Origin of the sequence: Neisseria sp. P0006.S009 (assembly GCF_051962915.1) — a bacterium.
GTDB classification, from domain to species: Bacteria; Pseudomonadota; Gammaproteobacteria; order Burkholderiales; family Neisseriaceae; genus Neisseria; species Neisseria subflava_E.
This window is the reverse complement of the sequence record NZ_JBQCUV010000002.1, coordinates 20,322-38,979: the sequence shown is the minus strand read 5'-3', so window position 1 is coordinate 38,979 and position 18,658 is coordinate 20,322. Positions and strand designations below refer to the sequence as shown.

Below are 18,658 nucleotides of genomic sequence, written 5' to 3'. Positions count from 1 at the left end.
GAAGCATTATGAACACGCACATTTGGCAGGCAGGCCGATTTGAAATCGCCTTAGACAAACCGAAAATCATGGGCATCGTCAATCTGACCCCCGATTCATTTTCCGATGGCGGCACCTATTCGCAAAATGTCCAAATAGCATTGGCACATGCCGAGCAGCTGCTGAAAGACGGTGCGGATATTCTCGATATCGGCGGTGAATCTACCCGTCCGGGTTCGGATGATGTTTCTCTCGAAGAAGAATGGGCCAGGGTGCAGCCGGTTTTGGCGGAAGTGACCAAGTGGAATGTTCCCGTCAGCTTGGATACGCGCCGCACGGCAATTATGGAAAAAGCCTTGGCACAAGGCGGCGTCGATATTATCAACGATGTTGCCGCATTGAGAGATGAAGGCGCAGTCGCCTTGCTGGCGCAACAGCCGACGACAGGCGTGTGTCTTATGCACATGCAGGGTTTGCCCAAAACCATGCAGCTTAATCCGCAATATCAAGATGTTGTCGAAGAAGTCGCGCGTTATTTAAAAGCACGCGCGGCAGAATGCGTTCAAGCAGGCATTGCCCCCGAGCGCATCACGCTCGACCCCGGCTTCGGTTTCGGCAAAAACCTGCAACACAACATTACCCTGATACAACATTTGCCTGAATTGATGGAAGCAACCGGATTCCCACTCCTGATCGGCATATCGCGCAAACGTATGATTGGCGAGCTGACAGGCGAACAAGATGCCGCCAAACGCGTACACGGCAGCGTTGCAGCCGCTTTGGCCACTGTCGCCCGAGGCGCGCAAATCATCCGTGTTCACGATGTCAAAGCAACATCGGACGCTTTGAAAGTTTGGGAAGCATTGGGCATATCGGCATAATGCCCGGATAGAAAACCGACAGGCCGTCTGAAACATTTGCCCGGCATCTTGAACAAGCAACAAGTTATGCTATAATCCGCTTCTACTCTTGACGGGTCTGTAGCTCAGGGGTTAGAGCAGGGGACTCATAATCCCTTGGTCGTGGGTTCGAAACCCACCGGACCCACCAAATATTAAAAATGCCCGAGGCTTTTGGCTTCGGGCATTTTTGTATTTCATTTTTGTATTTATTGGTTTGCGAAAGATTGGAATATAATGTCGGCAATAGCAATTGGTTATGTCGTCCAATATGTTTTTTAGGGAAAATTCTTTTTAAAAAAGAAGGAGTAGTTTGGTGGAGTTATTGCCTTATTTTCTGTTTTTTTTTTTTAGTATTTGTGTATTTTATTGCAATTATCATTAATCTAGTAATGCTATATAAAATATTAAAATCAGAAGGGATGGATATAGGGTTTTTTGAATATCTATTTACTCATAGAAGTATGGAATTAAAATTTTACAAGATACTGTTTGGAATACAAAAAATATCCAATAAATTTTATCTGAAAATATTAAGAATAAATTTTACGGTTGCTATGATTATTCTTATTTTATGTTTTTCTGTTGTCTTATATTCGACATATTTAGTATAAAAATTAACCTATCGAATGAAAGTCAGCTATTTAAGCTGTAGAGTGTTTTATAAAAAAATGCCGTCTGAAAATCTCCATTTCAGACGGCATTTTTTATTATTTCAGTAATACCATTTCAGTATGGCTGGATTGTTTTCAGACGACCTGAAGATTTAGTCGGCCGTTCCGCGTATTTCGTTGATCGGGATGCGCGGTGTATAAAGTATGTCGTAAGTCGGCTTGTCCAGCAGATCTTGCAGTGAGTATTGATCTAAATGATTGAAGAAGGCTTTGATGGCGCCGGTGATGATACCGGTCAGTCGGCATGAAGGGGTGATGAGGCATTCGTTGTTATCGCCCATGCATTCGACAACCTGCATCGGCTCAAGATGGCGGACGACTGCGCCGATGTTGATTTTTTCAGGAACATCCGCCAAGCGCAAACCGCCGCCTTTGCCGCGCACGCTGACCAGAAAACCACCTTTGACTAATGAGGTAACCACTTTCATCAAATGGCTTTTGGAAATATTGTAAGTCTCGGCAATGGTGCCGATATTGACGAGGGTGTCGTCGTTGATGGCGGTATAAACCAATACGCGCAATCCGTAATCGGTATGTTGGGTCAGATACATGGCTGGCTCTTTAGATATTTTTATTATATGTCAAAAGCGTAGTGCTTGGAGAGGGGCTGTTTGACTTTATGTGGGATTGGGTTTCATAATATCTGAAACATTTGAATTAATCCAGTTTGACAAACTGTTACCATTATAACGAACTTATGAAGCCCTTGAAACGCCATCCTGCCTTAATAGAACTTTCCCGCGAACATCATGGCTCGCTGTCGTTGTGCGTCCGTCTTCTGCGTACGCCCGATCAAAGCCATCAGGCGGAGCTGGAGCCTCATTTTGTTGAGCTTGAGCCACATTTTTTGGAAGAGGAAACCATGTTTGCGCCGTATTGGGATAAAATTGACCCTGCGTTGCGGCAGCGTTTTGAAGGCGATCATGCCAAATTACGCGCGATGATGGTGCATCCTGAATATATGAATGAATCATGGAATAAGGAGTTTGCGGTAACTTTGCGCGATCATGCGCGTTTTGAGGAACGCGAGCTTTTTCCTGCGATTGAACCTTTTTTGCCTTTGCCTGAAAATGTGTAACAGGGAAAGGAGTCGATGGCCGTCTGAAAAGTTTCAGACGGCCTCTGTTGCTGTTTTATGATGATATAAAAATTGAAGGAACCACCATGACCGATTTGTTCAAACACCCGGTTTGGGCAATGGCCTTCCGCCCGTTTTATTCGTTGGCGGCTTTGTATGGCGCATTGTCTATACTGCTTTGGGGCTTCGGCTTTCAGGGAACGCCTGAGTTGTCGGGTTTTTATTGGCATGCCCATGAAATGATTTGGGGCTATGCCGGATTGGTTGTCATTGCATTTTTATTGACGGCCGTGGCGACTTGGACAGGCCAGCCGCCGACACGCGGTAAGGCGTTGGCCGGTTTGACCGCATTTTGGCTGTTGGCCCGCATTTGTATGTTTATCCCCGGTTGGGGGGTAACGGCAAGCGGCATATTCGGTACGATCTTTTTCTGGTATGGCGCGGTATGCATGGCTTTGCCGGTAATCCGTTCTCAAAACAAGCGCAACTATGTTGCCGTGTTCGCTATTTTTGTTTTGGGCGGCACCCATTTCGCCTTCCATCTGAAAGTGCAGCCGTTTGATGCCATTGCGCTGATGACCGGTTTGCAATCCGGTTTGATTATGGTGGCCGGGTTTATCGGTTTGATCGGTATGCGGATTATCTCGTTCTTTACGTCCAAACGCCTGAACGTGCCGCAAATTCCCAGCCCTCAATGGGTGGCGCACGCTTCACTTTGGCTGCCTATGCTGACCGCCATGCTGATGGCGCATAACATTTTGCCGGGATTGGCCGCGTTGTTTGCTCTGGCTGCCGGTGTGATTTTTACCGTGCAGGTGTACCGCTGGTGGTATAAAGCCGTACTGAAAGAGCCTATGCTTTGGATTTTGTTTGCCGGCTATCTGTTTACAGGCTTGGGCTTGATTGCGGTCGGTATTTCTTATTGGATTTCAAACTTCCTGAATTTGGGCGTACACCTTATCGGCGTTGGCGGTATCGGCGTGCTGACTTTGGGCATGATGGCACGAACCGCGCTTGGCCATACCGGCAACTCCATTTATCCGCCGCCTAAAGTGGTTCCTGTTGCCTTTTGGTTGATGATAGCCGCAACGGTTGTCCGTGTTCTGGCAACCTTTGTGAGCGGTACAGCATATACGCACAGTATCCGTTGCTCCGCCGCTTTGTTTGCCGCTTCTTTGTTGTTGTACGCATGGAAATATATTCCTTGGCTGATCCGTCCGCGTTCGGATGGTCGTCCGGGTTAACGGTTTGGCGAAATGAGAAGGCCGTCTGAAAAGTTTCAGACGGCCTTTATTATTGATAATAAAAAAGCCTTTCAAAGTATGAAAGGCTTTTATTGAAATTATGGCCTCGCCAACAGGAATCGAACCTGTATTTTACGCTTAGGAGGCATACGTTCTATCCGTTGAACTATGGCGAGGCGTTAAAGGAGGGGATTTTAAACCTTTCCGGCAAAAAAAGACAATAAGCCGGCGGCAATTAAAGGGCCGACCGGAATGCCGCCGACAAAGGCAACGCCGATGACCGTGCCGATTAATAATCCGGTTACCAAAACAGGCTGTTCGCTCATCAATGGAACACCGCGTCCGGCAAGCCAGGCAACCAAAATGCCGATAAAGATGGCGGCAATCATTTTGAAATTGATAAACTCGGAAACCGGCGGAATCTGGATTTTACCGGAAACCAGCGGGCTCAATACGCCGATGGTCAGCAGGATGATGCCCAGATGCAAACCGTGTTTTTCCACCAAGGGAAGATATTGCGACAAGGCCGTCTGCTGCATGAGCAGCAAGACCGCCGCCGAAATCGTAATCGAGTTGTTGTTGCTGACGACGCCCAAAAAAATCAGCGTAACCAGAAACAATGGGACAAAGCTGAAATTCATCGGATTAAGATACTCGGGCCAAAGATTCTTTTGCCAGTTGGATCATGGCTTCTTTGACTTCGCTGTCAGGCAACACGTCCAATGAAGCGATGGCTTTGTCGACGGCTTTTTTCGCTTCGGAAATCGAATACGGTAAAGCGTCGGAGTTGACGACATAGTCGTGGATTTTTTCAAAATAGTTGCGGTCGGCATTTTCCAAAGCATGGCGCACATCGTTGGCGGCCTGTTCGGAGCCGTTTCGCATCAGGTAAATCAATGGCAGGGTGGGTTTGCCTTCTGCCAAATCGTCGCCGACGTTTTTGCCAATTTCTTCGGTTTCGCCAGAATAGTCCAATACATCGTCAATGATTTGGAAAGCCGTGCCGACGTACATGCCGTAGTCTTTTAGGGCTTGCTCGTGTTCGGGGGAAGCCTTGCCCAAAATTGCGCCGACTTGTGCGGCCGCTTCAAATAGTTTTGCTGTTTTGTATTGGATAACTTGGACGTATTGCTCTTCGGTAATATCCGTATTGCCGATGTTCATCAGCTGCATGACTTCGCCTTCGGCGATGATGTTGGTCGCATCTGCCATCACTTCCAAGATACGCATGCTGCCCGAACCGACCATCAGTTGGAAGGCGCGTGTATAGAGGAAGTCGCCGACCAAAACAGCCGCCGCGTTGCCGAAGAGGTTGTTTGCGGTTTTACGGCCGCGGCGCAAATCGCTTTCATCGACGACATCGTCGTGCAGGAGGGTGGAGGTGTGGATGAATTCCACCATCGCTGCCAGCGAGTACAGTTTTTCATCGTCATGCCCGACTGCTTTGCCTGCCAAAATGGTAATAATCGGACGCAGGCGCTTACCGCCCGCGCTGATGATGTATGTGCCGATTTGCGAAATCAGCGCAACATCGGATTGAACAGCTTGGTTGATGACCGCATTAACTTTGGCAAGGTCATCGGGCAGGTGGCGTTGGAAGTAAGGCAGGTTTTCGAGCATAAAACATTCTCTGTTGATAAAACGGAGCGGTGGCTCCAATGAATCTGTTTAAACCCGTACATTCGGTCGGGGTAATAACGTTGCATAAAGATATCAGCAATCCAGCGCGTGATTATATCAGTTAAAAAGCATGCAACATATCTTTCAGACGGCATTTTCACTTGTAAATAAAATAAATTTTGACAAAACAGGCAAATAGAAATAGAATAGCTCGTTTCGCACATGGTGTGCGGAATGTTAACCTAATTCTCATGGAGTTGAGTATGTACGCGGTCGTAAAAACCGGCGGTAAACAATACAAAGTTTCCGTTGGCGAAAAATTGAAAGTAGAACAGATACCAGCCGAACTCGACAGCCAAATCGAACTGACTGAAGTTTTGATGATTGCTGACGGCGAATCTGTAAAAGTAGGCGCACCTTTTATCGAAGGCGCAAAAGTAACAGCTAAAGTCGTTGCTCATGGTCGTGGCGAGAAAGTACGCATTTTCAAAATGCGTCGTCGCAAACACTACCAAAAACGCCAAGGCCATCGCCAAAATTTCACCCAAATCGAAATCGTGGCAATCGCCTAATTTCAAGTAAGTTCAGGAGTATTACAAATGGCAAGTAAAAAAGCAGGCGGTAGCACCCGCAACGGTCGCGATTCAGAAGCCAAACGCTTGGGCGTTAAAGCCTACGGCAACGAGCTGATTCCGGCAGGCTCTATCATCGTTCGTCAACGTGGTACTAAATTCCACGCAGGTGACAACGTAGGCATGGGCAAAGACCACACTTTGTTTGCTAAAGTCGACGGTTACGTTGAATTCAAAACCAAAGGCGCGCTGAACCGTAAAACTGTCAGCATCCGTCCTTACACCGGTTCTGAAGAATAATCGTTTTACGATTGAAACCGCATTCCTTTTCGGAATGCGGTTTTTGTTTGTCAGACTGTTTTGTCTGTTTGATAAAATCCGTATGTCGTGAAGCTTGATTTATATTAAGGCCAAAGTAAAAACGTGCTTACAATCGATGGCCTTTGTTTTATTCTATCGACTCTTTCTATATAATCTATCAAATGCCTTTGATTTACCCTCATGTAGCTAAACACAGTAAACTTAAGGCCGTCTGAAAAAATCCGTATCAGTTGAATACAAGGAATTCCTCCCATGAGCTTACACAGTGATATTCTCGTCGTCGGCGCAGGCCCTGCCGGATTAAGTTTTGCCGCAGAGTTGGCCGGAAGTGGTTTGAACATAACCCTGATTGAAAGAAGTCCTTTAGAAGTGTTGCAAAATCCGCCGTATGACGGCCGTGAAATCGCATTGACGCACTTGTCGCGTGAAATCATGCAGCGATTGGGTATGTGGGATTTGATTCCAAAAGACGAAATTTATCCTTTGCGCGATGCCAAAGTGTTGAATGGCCATTCCGATTACCAGCTCCACTTCCCGCAACCTACTCAGGCGCGCGGCGAGCCTGCGGACTGCTTGGGCTATTTGATTTCCAATCACAATATCCGTAAAGCCGCTTATGAAGTCGTGTCCAAATTGGACAACGTCAAAATTCTGACCGGCACCAATGTTAAAGAAGTCAAAACTTCTGACGATGAGGCGCAAGTCATTTTGGAAAGCGGCGAAGTATTGACCGGCCGTCTGTTGTTGGCCGCCGATAGCCGCTTCTCGCAAACGCGCCGCCAATTGGGCATTTCTTCCGATATGCACGATTACAGCCGCACCATGTTTGTGTGCCGCATGAAGCATACTCTGTCCAACCTGCATACCGCATATGAATGCTTCCACTACGGCCGTACCATTGCGTTGCTGCCTTTGGAAGAACACTTGACCAATACAGTGATTACGGTGGATAGCGATAAAGCCGAAACAATTAAAAACATGTCGCCGGAAGAATTGGCAGCCAGCGTGAAAGAGCAACTCAAAGGCCGTTTGGGCGATATGGAATTGGTCAGCACCATTCACAATTATCCTTTGGTCGGTATGATTGCCCAACGTTTCTACGGCAAACGCAGTGCGTTGATCGGCGATGCCGCAGTCGGTATGCATCCGGTTACTGCGCACGGTTTCAACTTGGGTTTGGCAAGTGCTGATCTTTTGGCTAAATTGGTGCTTGAAGCCGAGCAACGCGGTCAGGATATTGGTGCGAAGAGCCTGCTGGAAAAATACAGCACCAAGCATATGCTCCACGCCCATCCGATTTACCACGGTACCAATATGCTGCTGAAACTCTTTACCAATGAAACTGCTCCGGCAAAACTGCTGCGCGGTTTGGTATTGCGTGCAAGCAATAACTTTCCGCCACTGAAAAAACTGATTACCAAACAATTGACCGGTTAATTGTTTAAAACATAAAAGGCCGTCTGAACGATTAAAGTTTCAGACGGCCTTGTTTTTTATCTACTGCTTATTCGGCTAAAACCGATTCGGGCATTTCTTGACAGACGTTTAAGGAAGTCAGTTTTTTGGTCAAGATGCTCAATACTATGCCGTAGGCAGGCAGGAAGAAGAGGGTGCAGATGGCAAGTTTGAACAGATAATCGACAAATGCGATGCCCTGCCAGTTTGCCGCCATAAATTCATCGTTGCTCGCATAAAAGGCAACGGCAAAAAATACCAGCGTGTCCAAAGCGTTGCCAACAACGGTGGAAGCTGTGGGGGCAATCCACCATGATTTCAGACGGCGTAATCTGTTGAACACGAAAATATCGAGGATTTGCCCGAGCGCATAGGCGGAAAAGCTGGCCAATGCGATACGGCCGACGAAGGTGTTAAATTCGGCTAAAGATGCCCAGCCTGTCCAGTTGCCGTCATGAAAGAGGACGGAGAAGACGTAAGAGAGCAGCAGGGCCGGGAGCATAACCCAAAAAATAATCCGTCTCGCCAACGGCGCGCCAAAAATGCGCACGGTCAGGTCGGTAGCGAGGAAGATAAAGGGAAAGGAAAATGCGCCCCAAGTGGTAAAGATACCGAAAATTTGAAAGGGGAACTGCACCAGATAGTTGCTGGCGGCAATAATAAAAATATGGAACAGCACCAGCCAGAAGAGCGCTTTCTTCTGCTGTGCGGCGGTAAATTCGTACATGGAAATCTTTCGGAAGTTTTTCAGACGGCATGAAGCCTTGCGAGACTGTGCAATAGAGAAAGTCTTACAATGAAAAGGGCGTTAGACCGTCTGAATAGGATTATTGTGCATCGTGCTCAAACAGGCGTTTGCGCGCCAAAGCTTCAAACTCTGTACCTGCTTTGCCGTAGTTGGCAAACGGATGAATGGCGATGCCGCCGCGCGGTGTGAATTCGCCGAATACTTCGATGTATTTCGGATCCATCAGGGCGATGAGGTCTTTCATGATGATGTTGACGCAGTCTTCATGGAAGTCGCCGTGGTTGCGGAAGCTGAAGAGATAGAGTTTCAGTGATTTGCTTTCCACCATTTTGATATGGGGGATGTAGCGGATGTAGATGGTGGCAAAGTCGGGCTGGCCGGTCATCGGGCAGAGGCTGGTGAACTCGGGGCAGACGAATTTGACGAAATAGTCGTTGTCGGGATGTTTGTTGTCGAACGCTTCCAAAATTTCAGGCGCGTATTCGCTCGGGTATTGGGTTTTCTGGTTGCCCAAAAGGGAGATGCCTTGCAGCTCTTCGTTGTTGCGGGACATGAGGTTTCCTTAGTTTTTTAATGTGGGAGGTTTTCGAACCACGGGGTGCGGATTGTAATATAAATTGAATGGCTTGTGCGGATTTTATAGCGATGAATCAGCAGGATAGGTTTCAGACGGCCTGTTTTGTATTTTATGAAACCTGTTTTCCGCTTTACAATAGCAGCCAATCAACAGGCCGTCTGAAAGTTTTGTATGTCTTTAGCCCAACCCAAACGTATTCTGATCATCAAATTGCGCCATCATGGCGATGTGCTTTTGAGCACGCCGGTAGTCGATGCGCTGAAAACCCGTTTCCCCGATTGCGAAATCGATATGCTGGTATACGCCGGTACGGAGCAGCTGATTGCCGATAATCCGCAGATTGCGCAGATTTTTACCATTGATCGAAATTGGAAGAAGCTGGGCGTATTCAAGCAGTTGGCGTGTGAGAAAAATCTTTTTTCAAAGCTGAAGGCGCGCGATTATGACTGGGCTTTCAACCTGTCCGACCAATGGCGCGCAGCGGTAATTGCCAAACTGTGCGCCCGTTGCAGCGTGGGTTTGGACTGCATCAAGCGCGACGGTTTTTGGTGGCGTTTTTGTCATGATTTTATCAACCATGAGCTGGATCCCAGCCATCATATCGTTGAAAACCAGTTGAATATCCTTGCGCCGCTTATCCAGCCGGAAGACGTAGCCGATGCGAAGGTACGCCTTTGGGTGGCGCAAGATGCAAGGGAAAGCATGCAACAGAAATTGCGTGAGCAGGGTTGGAACGGCGAAGATTATGTGTTGATGCACCCGGGTGCGCGTTGGCATTTCAAATGTTGGGAAGACGGCAAAAACGCCGCCATCGTACAGCTTCTGCTCAACAGCGGACAGAATGTCGTATTGACTGCTTCTCCCGACACTGTCGAGCAATACATGCTTCAGGAAATTATAGGCCGTCTGAATATTCCAGAGGGCAGAAAAGTATATGTGTTGTCCGGATGCTTGAGTCTGCGTGAATTGGCGGCGGCCATTGAGGGAGCGAAGCTGTTTGTCGGTGTCGATTCTGCACCGATGCACATCGCCGCTGCTTTGGATAAACCGCAAATTGCTTTGTTTGGCGCGTCATGGGTGGATAAATGGCGTCCGTATTCCGAACAGGCGGAAGTCATTTATGCCGGCGATTATGCCGAATTGCCGCATCCTGACAGTATCGACACCAACGATCCGACACGTTTGTTGAAAGCGATTCCGTTGCAGGATGTGTGGGATAGAATTTCTGCCAAATTGGAAGCGTTGGAGGCTTAAAACCGCTTACCACGATCCGTTAAACGTTTTAGCTTTGCGCCAAAATGCCCATTTGGAACGGCGGCCGATTTCCAGCGTGCCGCCGTTTTCGCCGTCTGTGGTAATGCATACGGTTTTCAGACGGCCTGAAGCGAGTGCGTCCCATAAAGGCGCAAACCAACGGGTTTCCCAGCTTTCCAAAATATCTTTGTATGCCCAAACATCGCCTGTCTGTAAGGTGGAAACTAAGTCGTCCAAAAAGATAAGGCCGTCTGAAACCGTGTTGCCTGTTTCTTGAAGCATCTCAAACCAAGCCTTCAAATCGTATGGTGCATTGATTTTGGGCGTATCTGAAAAACGCGCCCATGCGCTGTCTGAAGCGACAATATCTGCAGACTGTGTACCGTCCGCATCATTCCACAGCCACAAACCGTTGATTTCCGGCAGTCCTTGTTGTTCACGCGCTTGGTTAATCGGATGCGTGTGGAGAAACATTTGAATTTCCGTCTGCATGGCCAACCAAGACACCGCATCTTTGCCGTGCGCCTGACCGTCCATTTCCGGCTGCCCGCACACATCCAAAACACATTCCGCTCCCCAATCTTCAGTCATCGGCATACTGAGCAGCCACATGCTTTCGCAAAGCGGCTCGAATTGCCAATCTTTATCTTGATAAAACGCCGACAAATCCGCACATAACCGCTGAGCCTCCTCTTTTTGGATGCCGATAAACTCGCCGCTGATAATGTTGACATGGTGCATGCCCATCTGTTGCCAAACCGGAGAGGCAAAAGCGGCCGCGCGTTTTTGGCTTGTGTGGCGTAAACGTTGCACTTGGGCAATGAGGCTGCCGCTCCACAAATGGCGTCCGTAAAATTCAGACGGCCTGAGTGTTTCTTTGCGTAATGTGCCGTAACGCAAAAGACGGTTAAAAGCAGGTAAGGCAAGCTCAGGGACGGATTCGTCGGCAAAGCGGTTGAGCGAGGGGAGGGCGAGGGTCAGCTTCATAAGCGCAAATAGATAGGAAAACCGTTATTTTACGCGACAAATGATGCGTTTCGGAACCTTGCCCTCACGCCCTGAAAAAGAGCCGTTCAGACGGCCGGTTTGGAAAAAACGGGCTGTCATGTTAAAATGCGTGGCGTAAATTTCAGAAAAACAGGGTGTAAATCAACACAATAGCCCTGATAATAACGTCAATCTCAAATACGACCTCATTCATTCCGAATGAAAACCTGATTTTCAGATCGGAAAAAAGACTCAAAGTCCTTTATCCCCAAAACTGTTTAAACCAGCAGGCGGTCGCGGCAGGCCGGATGTGCCGGCATTCTGCAAACCTCAAAAACAGACCGCCCCATTAAGGATAACGCGTGATTAAAAACAAATATTCCACTCGATTCAAAGCAACCCTCTTAGCGTTTCTGCTGCCGGCTTCAGGCATCATGACTGCATACGCCATTACCGACCCTCAACCTGCACAAACCGATTTCAAAGTCGAGCGTATTTCCGAAGAGTTGCCTGCCGTTTATGTGGAAACCAATACCTATCAATCCAGCTATTGGGTGCAAGAAGCCGTCCAAGCCGGCGACTCTTTGGCAGACGTTTTGACGCGCATGGGTGTCAACCAAGAAGACATCAAGCAAATCATGGCGAAAAACAATGCCAACCTCGATATGAAAAACCTGCGGACCAACCAATCCGTCAACATCCGCATCGACTCTTCAGGCCAAGTAACCGATGTTCAATTCTTTACCGATGAAGAATTGGAACGCAACTTGGTGGCTTTGGAAAAAGTCAAAGGAAAATGGCGCATCTCTAATGCCGAAATTGACATGAAAACCATGCCAACCCTGCGCTCCGTACAAATCCGCACTTCCGCCATCGGCGATATGCTCCGTGCCGAAATACCTTCCGAAGTGTATATCCAGCTCAAAGAAATCTTTGCCGACTCGTTCAATATGAGCGATTTGAAAGAAGGCGATACCGTACGCCTTTTGTACAACAGCATGTATTTCCGCGGCCAGCAAATGGCGGTTGGCGATATTTTGGCGGCTGAAGTGGTTAAAGACGGTAAAACCTACCAAGCCTATTATTACAGTCAAGGTAAAGGCGACGAAGAAAGCGGCAGCTACTACGACCAAAACGGTAAGTCCCTGCAACAAAAAGAAGGCTTTAATACCGAGCCTGTTGCATACACGCGCATTTCTTCCCCATTCGGCTACCGTGTCCACCCGGTTTTGCATACCGTCCGTATGCACACCGGTATCGACTATGCCGCTCCGACCGGTACGCCGATTAAGGCCGCTGCCGACGGCGAAGTGATTTTCAAAGGTTGGAAAGGTGGTTACGGCAATACCGTTATGATTCGCCATGCCAACGGTGTGGAAACCCTGTACGGCCACATGAGCGCGTTCAGCCCTGCCGACGGTAGAGTCCGCGCCGGCGAAGTGATTGGTTTTGTGGGTACAACCGGCCGTTCTACCGGTCCGCACCTGCACTACGAAGCACGCGTCAACGGCCAGCCGGTCAACCCGACTACCGTCGCTCTGCCGACGCCGAAATTGACCCCGACCAATATGGCCGCGTTCCGCAAACAGCAAAAAGATGCCAGCACGATGTTGTCTACCATCCGCTCTTTGCCGGTTTCCGTAGCGCAGTTGGATTAATAAGATAAAGGCCGTCTGAATAAGGTTTCTTTCAGACGGCCTTTTCCATTAAAATCGATACCTCAACGCCCACGTTTACTCAGAGAAAGCTTATGTCTGCTCATCAGCCCATTATCCAATCCCTGCTTGATACCGACCTGTACAAATTCACCATGCTGCAAGTCGTGTTGCACCAATTCCCGCAAACCCACAGCCTCTACGAATTCCGCTGCCGCAACAAAGAGATGGTGTATCCGCTGGCCGATATTCAAGAAGACTTGGAACGCGAGCTCGACGCCCTGTGCCAGCTGCGCTTTACCCATGACGAACTCGACTATCTGCGCAGCCTGCGTTTTATCAAAAGCGATTTTGTCGATTATCTCGAACTTTTCCAACTCCAACGCCGCTTCGTCCGAGTCAGCCCCGACGACCAAGGCCGTCTGAATATCCGCATCGAAGGCCCGATGGTACAGGCGATGTTCTTCGAGATTTTCATTCTTGCCATCGTCAACGAACTCTATTTCCGCCGCTTGGAAACGCCTGCCGTCATCGAAGAGGGTGAGCGCCGTTTGCAGGCCAAAGCGCAACAGCTGAAAGAAATTGCGGCCACTCAAAATCCGAATGATCCGCCGTTCCTGATTTCCGATTTCGGTACGCGCCGCCGCTATACCCTTGCATGGCAGGAACACGTTATCCGTACCTTGCTGGAAGCCGCTCCTGATATCGTGCGCGGTACCAGCAACGTTTATCTGGCCAAAAAACTCGGTATCACACCCATCGGCACCATGGCGCACGAGTTCCTCCAAGCCTTCCAAGCCTTGGACGTACGTTTGCGCAATTTCCAAAAAGCCGCGCTGGAAAGCTGGGTACACGAATACCGCGGCGACCTCGGTATCGCCCTGACCGATGTGGTCGGCATGGATGCCTTCTTGCGCGATTTCGATCTTTACTTCGCCAAACTCTTCGACGGCCTGCGTCATGACAGCGGCGATCCTTATATTTGGGGCGACAAAGCCTACGAGCATTACAAAAAACTCAAAATCGACAGCCGCACCAAAATGCTGACCTTTTCAGACGGCCTCGATATTGAGCGTTCATGGGCGTTGCACCAATACTTCAAAGACCGTTTCAAAACCAGTTTCGGTATCGGTACCAATCTGACCAACGACTTGGGACACACACCTTTGAACATTGTCTTGAAGCTCGTCGAGTGTAACGGCCAATCCGTCGCCAAGCTCTCCGACTCCCCGGGCAAAACCATGACCACCAACAACACCTTCCTCGCTTACCTGCGCCAAGTGTTTGACGTACCGGATCCGGAAGAGAAAGCCTAAAAATAAAGGCCGTCTGAAATGTTCAGACGGCCTTCTTCATTAATCCATATCGCTTTCAGGTAATTCTGCCGAACCCATCCTGCGCAGGATGATATTGGTTTTGTTGTGCATCCGTTTGCTCTTAGGGTGGTCTGCGTAAAACAGCGGAGCCGGAACGCGTGCCGTGAGCTTGGCGGCTTGTTGGCGGGTGAGGGCGGAGGCAGGTTTCTTGTAGAAATACTGGGATGCCGCTTCCGCGCCGAATACGCCGTAGTGCCATTCAATTGAGTTTAAATACAGCTCAAAAATGCGGTCTTTGTCGGTAACAGCTTCCATCATCGCGGTAATCGCCGCTTCTTCGCCTTTGCGGATGTAGCTGCGGCTTTCGTTGAGAAACAGGTTTTTCGCCAGCTGTTGGCTGATGGTCGAACCGCCGGCTTTGACTTCGCCGCTTTGTTTATTGCGTTTCATGGCGTATTTGATGCCGTTCCAGTCAAAGCCACTGTGTTCGGCAAAGTTGGCGTCTTCGGAAGCAATCAGGGCTTTTTTGAGGTTGACGGAGATTTGGTCGTAAGGCACCCAGCGGTAGTCCAGCTCGACATCGCGCCCTTCGCTTGCAAACTGGCTCATGCGCATCGACATGAAGGCGGTTTTGCTGGGCGCGACGGCGCGGTAGGTAATGATGTTGCCGTACACATAAGCGTTGAAGAAAATGAAGATGCCGATGGGCAGGGCAATCAGCCATTTGATGATGCGGAACATGGTTACAGGGCTTTCATGTATTCGATAACAGGGCGGATATCGGGAGTAAATCCTCGCCAAATATGGTAGGAGGCGGCAGCCTGACCGACCAGCATGCCCAGGCCGTCTGAAACTTCGGCCGCGCTGCTGCTTCGGGCAAAGTTCAAAAACGCCTGCGCCGCGTCGCCGTAAACCATATCGTAGGCAAGGCTGCAGTCGCGGAAAATTTCAGGATTGACGGCAGGAAGCTGACCGCTCAAGCCGCCGGACGTGCCGTTGATGATGATATCAAAGCCGCCGTTCAAATCCGCCATCGGGACGGCTTCAATGCCGAAAAGCTGCGCCAATTCCTCGGCTTTTGCGTGGGTACGGTTGGCAATGACGATACGGGCAGGGCGGTGTTCTTTCAACACCGGAATCACGCCGCGCACCGCGCCACCTGCGCCCAAAAGCAAAATGGTTTTGCCTTCGATGGCAATGTTTTTGACCTGCGTGATGTCGTTGGCCAAACCGATACCGTCGGTGTTGTCGCCGCGTATCCTGCCGTCTTCCAACCACACTAGCGTATTGACTGCACCGGCAGCCAACGCGCGTTCGGAATGCTCGTCCGCCAGCGCAAAAGCTTCCTGCTTGAACGGAACAGTTACATTCGCACCTTGCCCGCCCTCGGCACGAAACGCCGCAACAGCCTCGGCAAAACCGCCGATTTCGGCACAAATGCGCCCATATTCGATGTCTGCGCCTTCCTGCAGCGCAAATTGTTGATGGATTTGCGGCGATTTACTGTGTGCAACGGGATTGCCGAAAACGGCGTAACGCGGGGTATTGTTCATAAAACAGGTTCTGCGGAAACAAAAGAAAAGAGTGCTTATTATAGCGGTCTTTATGTTAAGAAAGCGTAATGTAAAATTGTTGACAATTAAACAGTCTGAAACTATATTTCATTGCGTAAAAACGGGTGCCCTGATGTATTTCAGACGGCCTTACCGTGGTAGAATAACAACTTAAACCCATTCCCTCAGGAGCTGAAGATGTCCATCAAAGACGCTGTAAAACTGATTGAAGAAAGCGAAGCCCGCTTCGTAGATTTGCGCTTTACCGATACCAAAGGCAAGCAGCACCACTTTACCATCCCCGCCCGCATCGTTCTCGACGATCCCGAAGAATGGTTCGAAAACGGTCAGGCGTTTGACGGTTCGTCCATCGGCGGTTGGAAAGGTATTCAGGCTTCCGATATGCAGTTGCGTCCCGATGCGTCTACGGCCTTCGTCGATCCTTTCTACGACGATACCACCGTTGTCTTTACCTGCGACGTTATCGATCCGGCCGACGGCCAAGGCTATGACCGCGACCCCCGCTCTATCGCACGCCGCGCCGAAGCTTACTTGAAATCTTCCGGTATCGGCGATACCGCCTATTTCGGCCCCGAGCCTGAATTCTTCGTTTTTGACGGCGTAGAATTTGAAACCGATATGCACAAAACCCGTTACGAAATCACTTCCGAAAGTGGCGCATGGTCAAGCGGCCTGCACATGGACGGTCAAAATACCGGCCACCGTCCGACCGTCAAAGGCGGTTACGCACCTGTTGCGCCGATTGATTGCGGCCAAGACCTGCGTTCTGCCATGGTCAATGTTTTGGAAGAACTCGGCATCGAAGTGGAAGTCCATCACGCCGAAGTCGGCACCGGCAGCCAAATGGAAATCGGCACCCGTTTTGCCACTTTGGTTAAACGCGCCGACCAAACCCAAGACATGAAATACGTGATTCAAAACGTTGCCCACAACTTCGGCAAAACCGCTACATTTATGCCTAAACCGATTATGGGCGATAACGGCAGCGGTATGCACGTTCACCAATCCATTTGGAAAGACGGTCAAAACCTGTTCTCAGGTGATGGCTATGCCGGTTTGTCCGATACCGCCCTTTATTACATCGGCGGCATCATCAAACACGCCAAAGCCTTGAACGCGATTACCAATCCATCCACCAACTCCTACAAACGCCTCGTGCCGCACTTTGAAGCGCCGACCAAACTGGCATATTCCGCCAAAAACCGTTCTGCTTCCATCCGCATTCCGTCTGTGAACAGCAGCAAAGCACGCCGCATCGAAGCGCGTTTCCCTGATCCGACCGCCAACCCATACTTGGCATTTGCCGCTTTGTTGATGGCCGGTTTGGACGGTATTCAAAACAAAATCCATCCGGGCGACCCAGCCGATAAAAACCTGTACGACCTGCCTCCGGAAGAAGATGCATTGGTGCCAACCGTTTGCGCTTCTTTGGAAGAAGCACTGGCCGCCCTCAAAGCCGACCACGAATTCCTCCTGTGCGGCGGCGTGTTCAGCAAAGACTGGATCGACAGCTACATCGCCTTTAAAGAGGAAGATGTCCGCCGTATCCGTATGGCACCTCATCCGCTGGAATTTGAAATGTATTACAGCCTGTAAAACAGCTGAGGCATTTTAAATAAGAAATTAAAGGCCGTCTGAAACTGGATTTGAAGTTTCAGACGGCCTTTAGGCTTGAAATAAATGGGGTGCTCGAATTGGGTATGATAGCGAGAAGCAATGAATCATGCTGTTTGAAAACCTTTATGGAATTAGTACTGCGTGTTAAATTTCAGCATGACAGGCCTTTTATTAAAGATATTCGCCATTACTTTATAGTGAAGCAGTCTTCAAGCTAAATCCGCAAGGTAAAGGCATTACTTGGCGAGAGCTGAAAGAGTCTTTCGATTCGGATAAGACAGAAGAAGATTAAAGCCTCAGGCCGTCTGAAAGGATATTTTCTGTTTTCAGACGGCATGTTTGATAAGGAAAACCATGTTTGCAAATTTTGATTTAGGCGTATTTCTGCTGGCAGTATTGCCCGTGTTGTTGGCCATTACCGTGCGCGAAGTAGCACGCGGTTATACGGCGCGTTATTGGGGCGACCATACCGGCGAGCAGCTTGGGCGTTTGACGCTCAATCCGCTGCCGCACATCGACCCTGTCGGTACGATTGTCGTGCCGTTGGTGTGTCTGATGATAGGCAGTTTTCTGTTCGGCTGGGCGCGTCCTATGCCCATCGATTCGCGCAATTTCCGCGATCCGCGCCGCGCGTGGCGTTGGGTGTCGATTTCAGGTCCGATTGCCAATCTGATTTTGGCGTTCTTTTGGGGCTTTGTCGTCGTATTTTCCGCGTATGTCCCTGAGTCTTATCAAGCGCCGTTGGTGCAGATGGCAGGTTACGGCGTGATGGTGAACTCGATTTGGGTCGCATTTAGCCTGATTCCGATATTGCCTTGGGACGGCGGTATTTTTATCGATACCTTCCTCAATGCCAAACAGTCCATGCAGTTCCGTAAAATCGAGCCATACGGCACATGGATTATCCTGATTCTGTTGTTTACCGGCCTGCTGGCCAAACTGATTTGGCCGATTATTGCTATGATTCAGGACGCAGTGGGGATGGTTGTCATGTTGTTTATTTGAATGTTGTGGCTGAAAAGGCCGTCTGAAACTCAGTTTCAGACGGCCTTTTTCATTGTGTAACATGTAAATACGATTGGAAAAGT

19 protein-coding genes, 2 tRNA genes and 1 riboswitch are annotated in these 18,658 nt (G+C 49.3%); of the genes, 12 read left to right on the top strand and 9 right to left on the bottom strand.

The window, feature by feature from the left end; genetic code table 11:
* Window positions 1-8: 8 nt before the first annotated feature.
* Window positions 9-860, top strand: a complete 852-nt coding sequence (gene folP / locus ACTHTK_RS04000) for a dihydropteroate synthase (RefSeq protein ID WP_440378395.1) — start codon at window positions 9-11, stop codon at window positions 858-860.
* A 93-nt stretch (window positions 861-953) separates the two neighbouring features.
* Window positions 954-1,029: transfer RNA gene (locus ACTHTK_RS03995), tRNA-Ile, on the top strand.
* 615 nt (window positions 1,030-1,644) lie between these two features.
* Here ACTHTK_RS03995 and ACTHTK_RS03990 read toward each other — a convergent pair.
* Complete coding sequence (locus tag ACTHTK_RS03990) at window positions 1,645-2,103, bottom strand: RrF2 family transcriptional regulator (protein ID WP_003748415.1); 459 nt, start codon at window positions 2,101-2,103, stop codon at window positions 1,645-1,647.
* A 146-nt stretch (window positions 2,104-2,249) separates the two neighbouring features.
* Here ACTHTK_RS03990 and ACTHTK_RS03985 point away from each other — a divergent pair, with 146 nt between their 5' ends.
* Complete coding sequence (locus tag ACTHTK_RS03985; RefSeq protein WP_003748417.1) at window positions 2,250-2,630, top strand: hypothetical protein; 381 nt, start codon at window positions 2,250-2,252, stop codon at window positions 2,628-2,630.
* A gap of 86 nt (window positions 2,631-2,716) precedes the next feature.
* Window positions 2,717-3,874 carry an NnrS family protein gene (locus ACTHTK_RS03980; protein ID WP_440378394.1) on the top strand — a complete coding sequence of 386 codons (1,158 nt, stop codon included), beginning with the start codon at window positions 2,717-2,719 and terminating at the stop codon, window positions 3,872-3,874.
* Window positions 3,875-3,975: 101 nt separating this feature from the next.
* Here ACTHTK_RS03980 and ACTHTK_RS03975 read toward each other — a convergent pair.
* The 3 genes from ACTHTK_RS03975 to ispB form a co-directional block, all read right to left on the bottom strand.
* A tRNA-Arg gene (locus ACTHTK_RS03975) sits at window positions 3,976-4,050 on the bottom strand.
* An 18-nt stretch (window positions 4,051-4,068) separates the two neighbouring features.
* Window positions 4,069-4,515, bottom strand: coding sequence for a DUF441 domain-containing protein (locus tag ACTHTK_RS03970; protein ID WP_003748421.1), 447 nt, complete (start codon window positions 4,513-4,515; stop codon window positions 4,069-4,071).
* Window positions 4,516-4,519: 4 nt separating this feature from the next.
* Window positions 4,520-5,494 (bottom strand): octaprenyl diphosphate synthase, encoded by a 975-nt coding sequence (gene ispB, locus ACTHTK_RS03965; RefSeq protein WP_128581928.1) that lies wholly within the window; start codon window positions 5,492-5,494, stop codon window positions 4,520-4,522.
* 263 nt (window positions 5,495-5,757) lie between these two features.
* Here ispB and rplU point away from each other — a divergent pair, with 263 nt between their 5' ends.
* The 3 genes from rplU (at window position 5,758) to ubiM (ending at window position 7,824) form a co-directional block, all read left to right on the top strand.
* Window positions 5,758-6,066 (top strand): 50S ribosomal protein L21, encoded by a 309-nt coding sequence (gene rplU / locus ACTHTK_RS03960; RefSeq protein WP_002216394.1) that lies wholly within the window; start codon window positions 5,758-5,760, stop codon window positions 6,064-6,066.
* Window positions 6,067-6,093: 27 nt separating this feature from the next.
* Entirely contained in the window at window positions 6,094-6,366 is a 273-nt protein-coding gene (rpmA, locus tag ACTHTK_RS03955) for a 50S ribosomal protein L27 (RefSeq protein ID WP_002212328.1), read from the top strand.
* Window positions 6,367-6,639: 273 nt separating this feature from the next.
* A complete protein-coding gene (ubiM, locus tag ACTHTK_RS03950) occupies window positions 6,640-7,824 on the top strand; it encodes a 5-demethoxyubiquinol-8 5-hydroxylase UbiM (RefSeq protein WP_003680095.1) in 1,185 nt (394 codons plus the stop codon).
* Window positions 7,825-7,891: 67 nt separating this feature from the next.
* Here the strand turns inward: ubiM and ACTHTK_RS03945 are convergent, their stop codons facing one another.
* Entirely contained in the window at window positions 7,892-8,569 is a 678-nt protein-coding gene (locus tag ACTHTK_RS03945) for a 7-cyano-7-deazaguanine/7-aminomethyl-7-deazaguanine transporter (RefSeq protein WP_107723694.1), read from the bottom strand.
* Between the two features lie 100 nt (window positions 8,570-8,669).
* A complete protein-coding gene (queF, locus tag ACTHTK_RS03940) occupies window positions 8,670-9,143 on the bottom strand; it encodes a preQ(1) synthase (RefSeq protein WP_003748427.1) in 474 nt (157 codons plus the stop codon).
* A 3-nt stretch (window positions 9,144-9,146) separates the two neighbouring features.
* Window positions 9,147-9,191, bottom strand: a riboswitch (PreQ1 riboswitch).
* A gap of 147 nt (window positions 9,192-9,338) precedes the next feature.
* Between queF and rfaQ the strand changes: the two genes are divergently transcribed.
* The gene (gene rfaQ, locus ACTHTK_RS03935) at window positions 9,339-10,421 is read left to right on the top strand and encodes a putative lipopolysaccharide heptosyltransferase III (RefSeq protein ID WP_440378393.1); all 1,083 of its coding nucleotides are present in this window, start codon (window positions 9,339-9,341) and stop codon (window positions 10,419-10,421) included.
* A gap of 6 nt (window positions 10,422-10,427) precedes the next feature.
* Here the strand turns inward: rfaQ and ACTHTK_RS03930 are convergent, their stop codons facing one another.
* Window positions 10,428-11,408, bottom strand: a complete 981-nt coding sequence (locus ACTHTK_RS03930; RefSeq protein ID WP_440378392.1) for a hypothetical protein — start codon at window positions 11,406-11,408, stop codon at window positions 10,428-10,430.
* Between the two features lie 362 nt (window positions 11,409-11,770).
* Here ACTHTK_RS03930 and ACTHTK_RS03925 point away from each other — a divergent pair, with 362 nt between their 5' ends.
* The gene (locus ACTHTK_RS03925; RefSeq protein WP_107723691.1) at window positions 11,771-13,066 is read left to right on the top strand and encodes a M23 family metallopeptidase; all 1,296 of its coding nucleotides are present in this window, start codon (window positions 11,771-11,773) and stop codon (window positions 13,064-13,066) included.
* A gap of 92 nt (window positions 13,067-13,158) precedes the next feature.
* Complete coding sequence (gene pncB, locus ACTHTK_RS03920; RefSeq protein WP_107723690.1) at window positions 13,159-14,379, top strand: nicotinate phosphoribosyltransferase; 1,221 nt, start codon at window positions 13,159-13,161, stop codon at window positions 14,377-14,379.
* A 39-nt stretch (window positions 14,380-14,418) separates the two neighbouring features.
* On the opposite strand, the gene mtgA is transcribed toward pncB, so the two are convergent.
* Both mtgA and aroE read right to left on the bottom strand, forming a co-directional pair.
* Complete coding sequence (mtgA, locus tag ACTHTK_RS03915; protein ID WP_003748438.1) at window positions 14,419-15,120, bottom strand: monofunctional biosynthetic peptidoglycan transglycosylase; 702 nt, start codon at window positions 15,118-15,120, stop codon at window positions 14,419-14,421.
* A gap of 2 nt (window positions 15,121-15,122) precedes the next feature.
* Window positions 15,123-15,932, bottom strand: a complete 810-nt coding sequence (aroE, locus tag ACTHTK_RS03910; RefSeq protein ID WP_440378391.1) for a shikimate dehydrogenase — start codon at window positions 15,930-15,932, stop codon at window positions 15,123-15,125.
* 198 nt (window positions 15,933-16,130) lie between these two features.
* On the opposite strand from aroE, the gene glnA reads away from it, so the two are divergent.
* Window positions 16,131-17,549: a type I glutamate--ammonia ligase gene (gene glnA, locus ACTHTK_RS03905; protein ID WP_440378390.1), complete on the top strand. Its 1,419-nt coding sequence runs from the start codon at window positions 16,131-16,133 to the stop codon at window positions 17,547-17,549.
* A 375-nt stretch (window positions 17,550-17,924) separates the two neighbouring features.
* A complete protein-coding gene (locus tag ACTHTK_RS03900) occupies window positions 17,925-18,575 on the top strand; it encodes a site-2 protease family protein (protein WP_371459705.1) in 651 nt (216 codons plus the stop codon).
* Window positions 18,576-18,658: the final 83 nt, after the last annotated feature.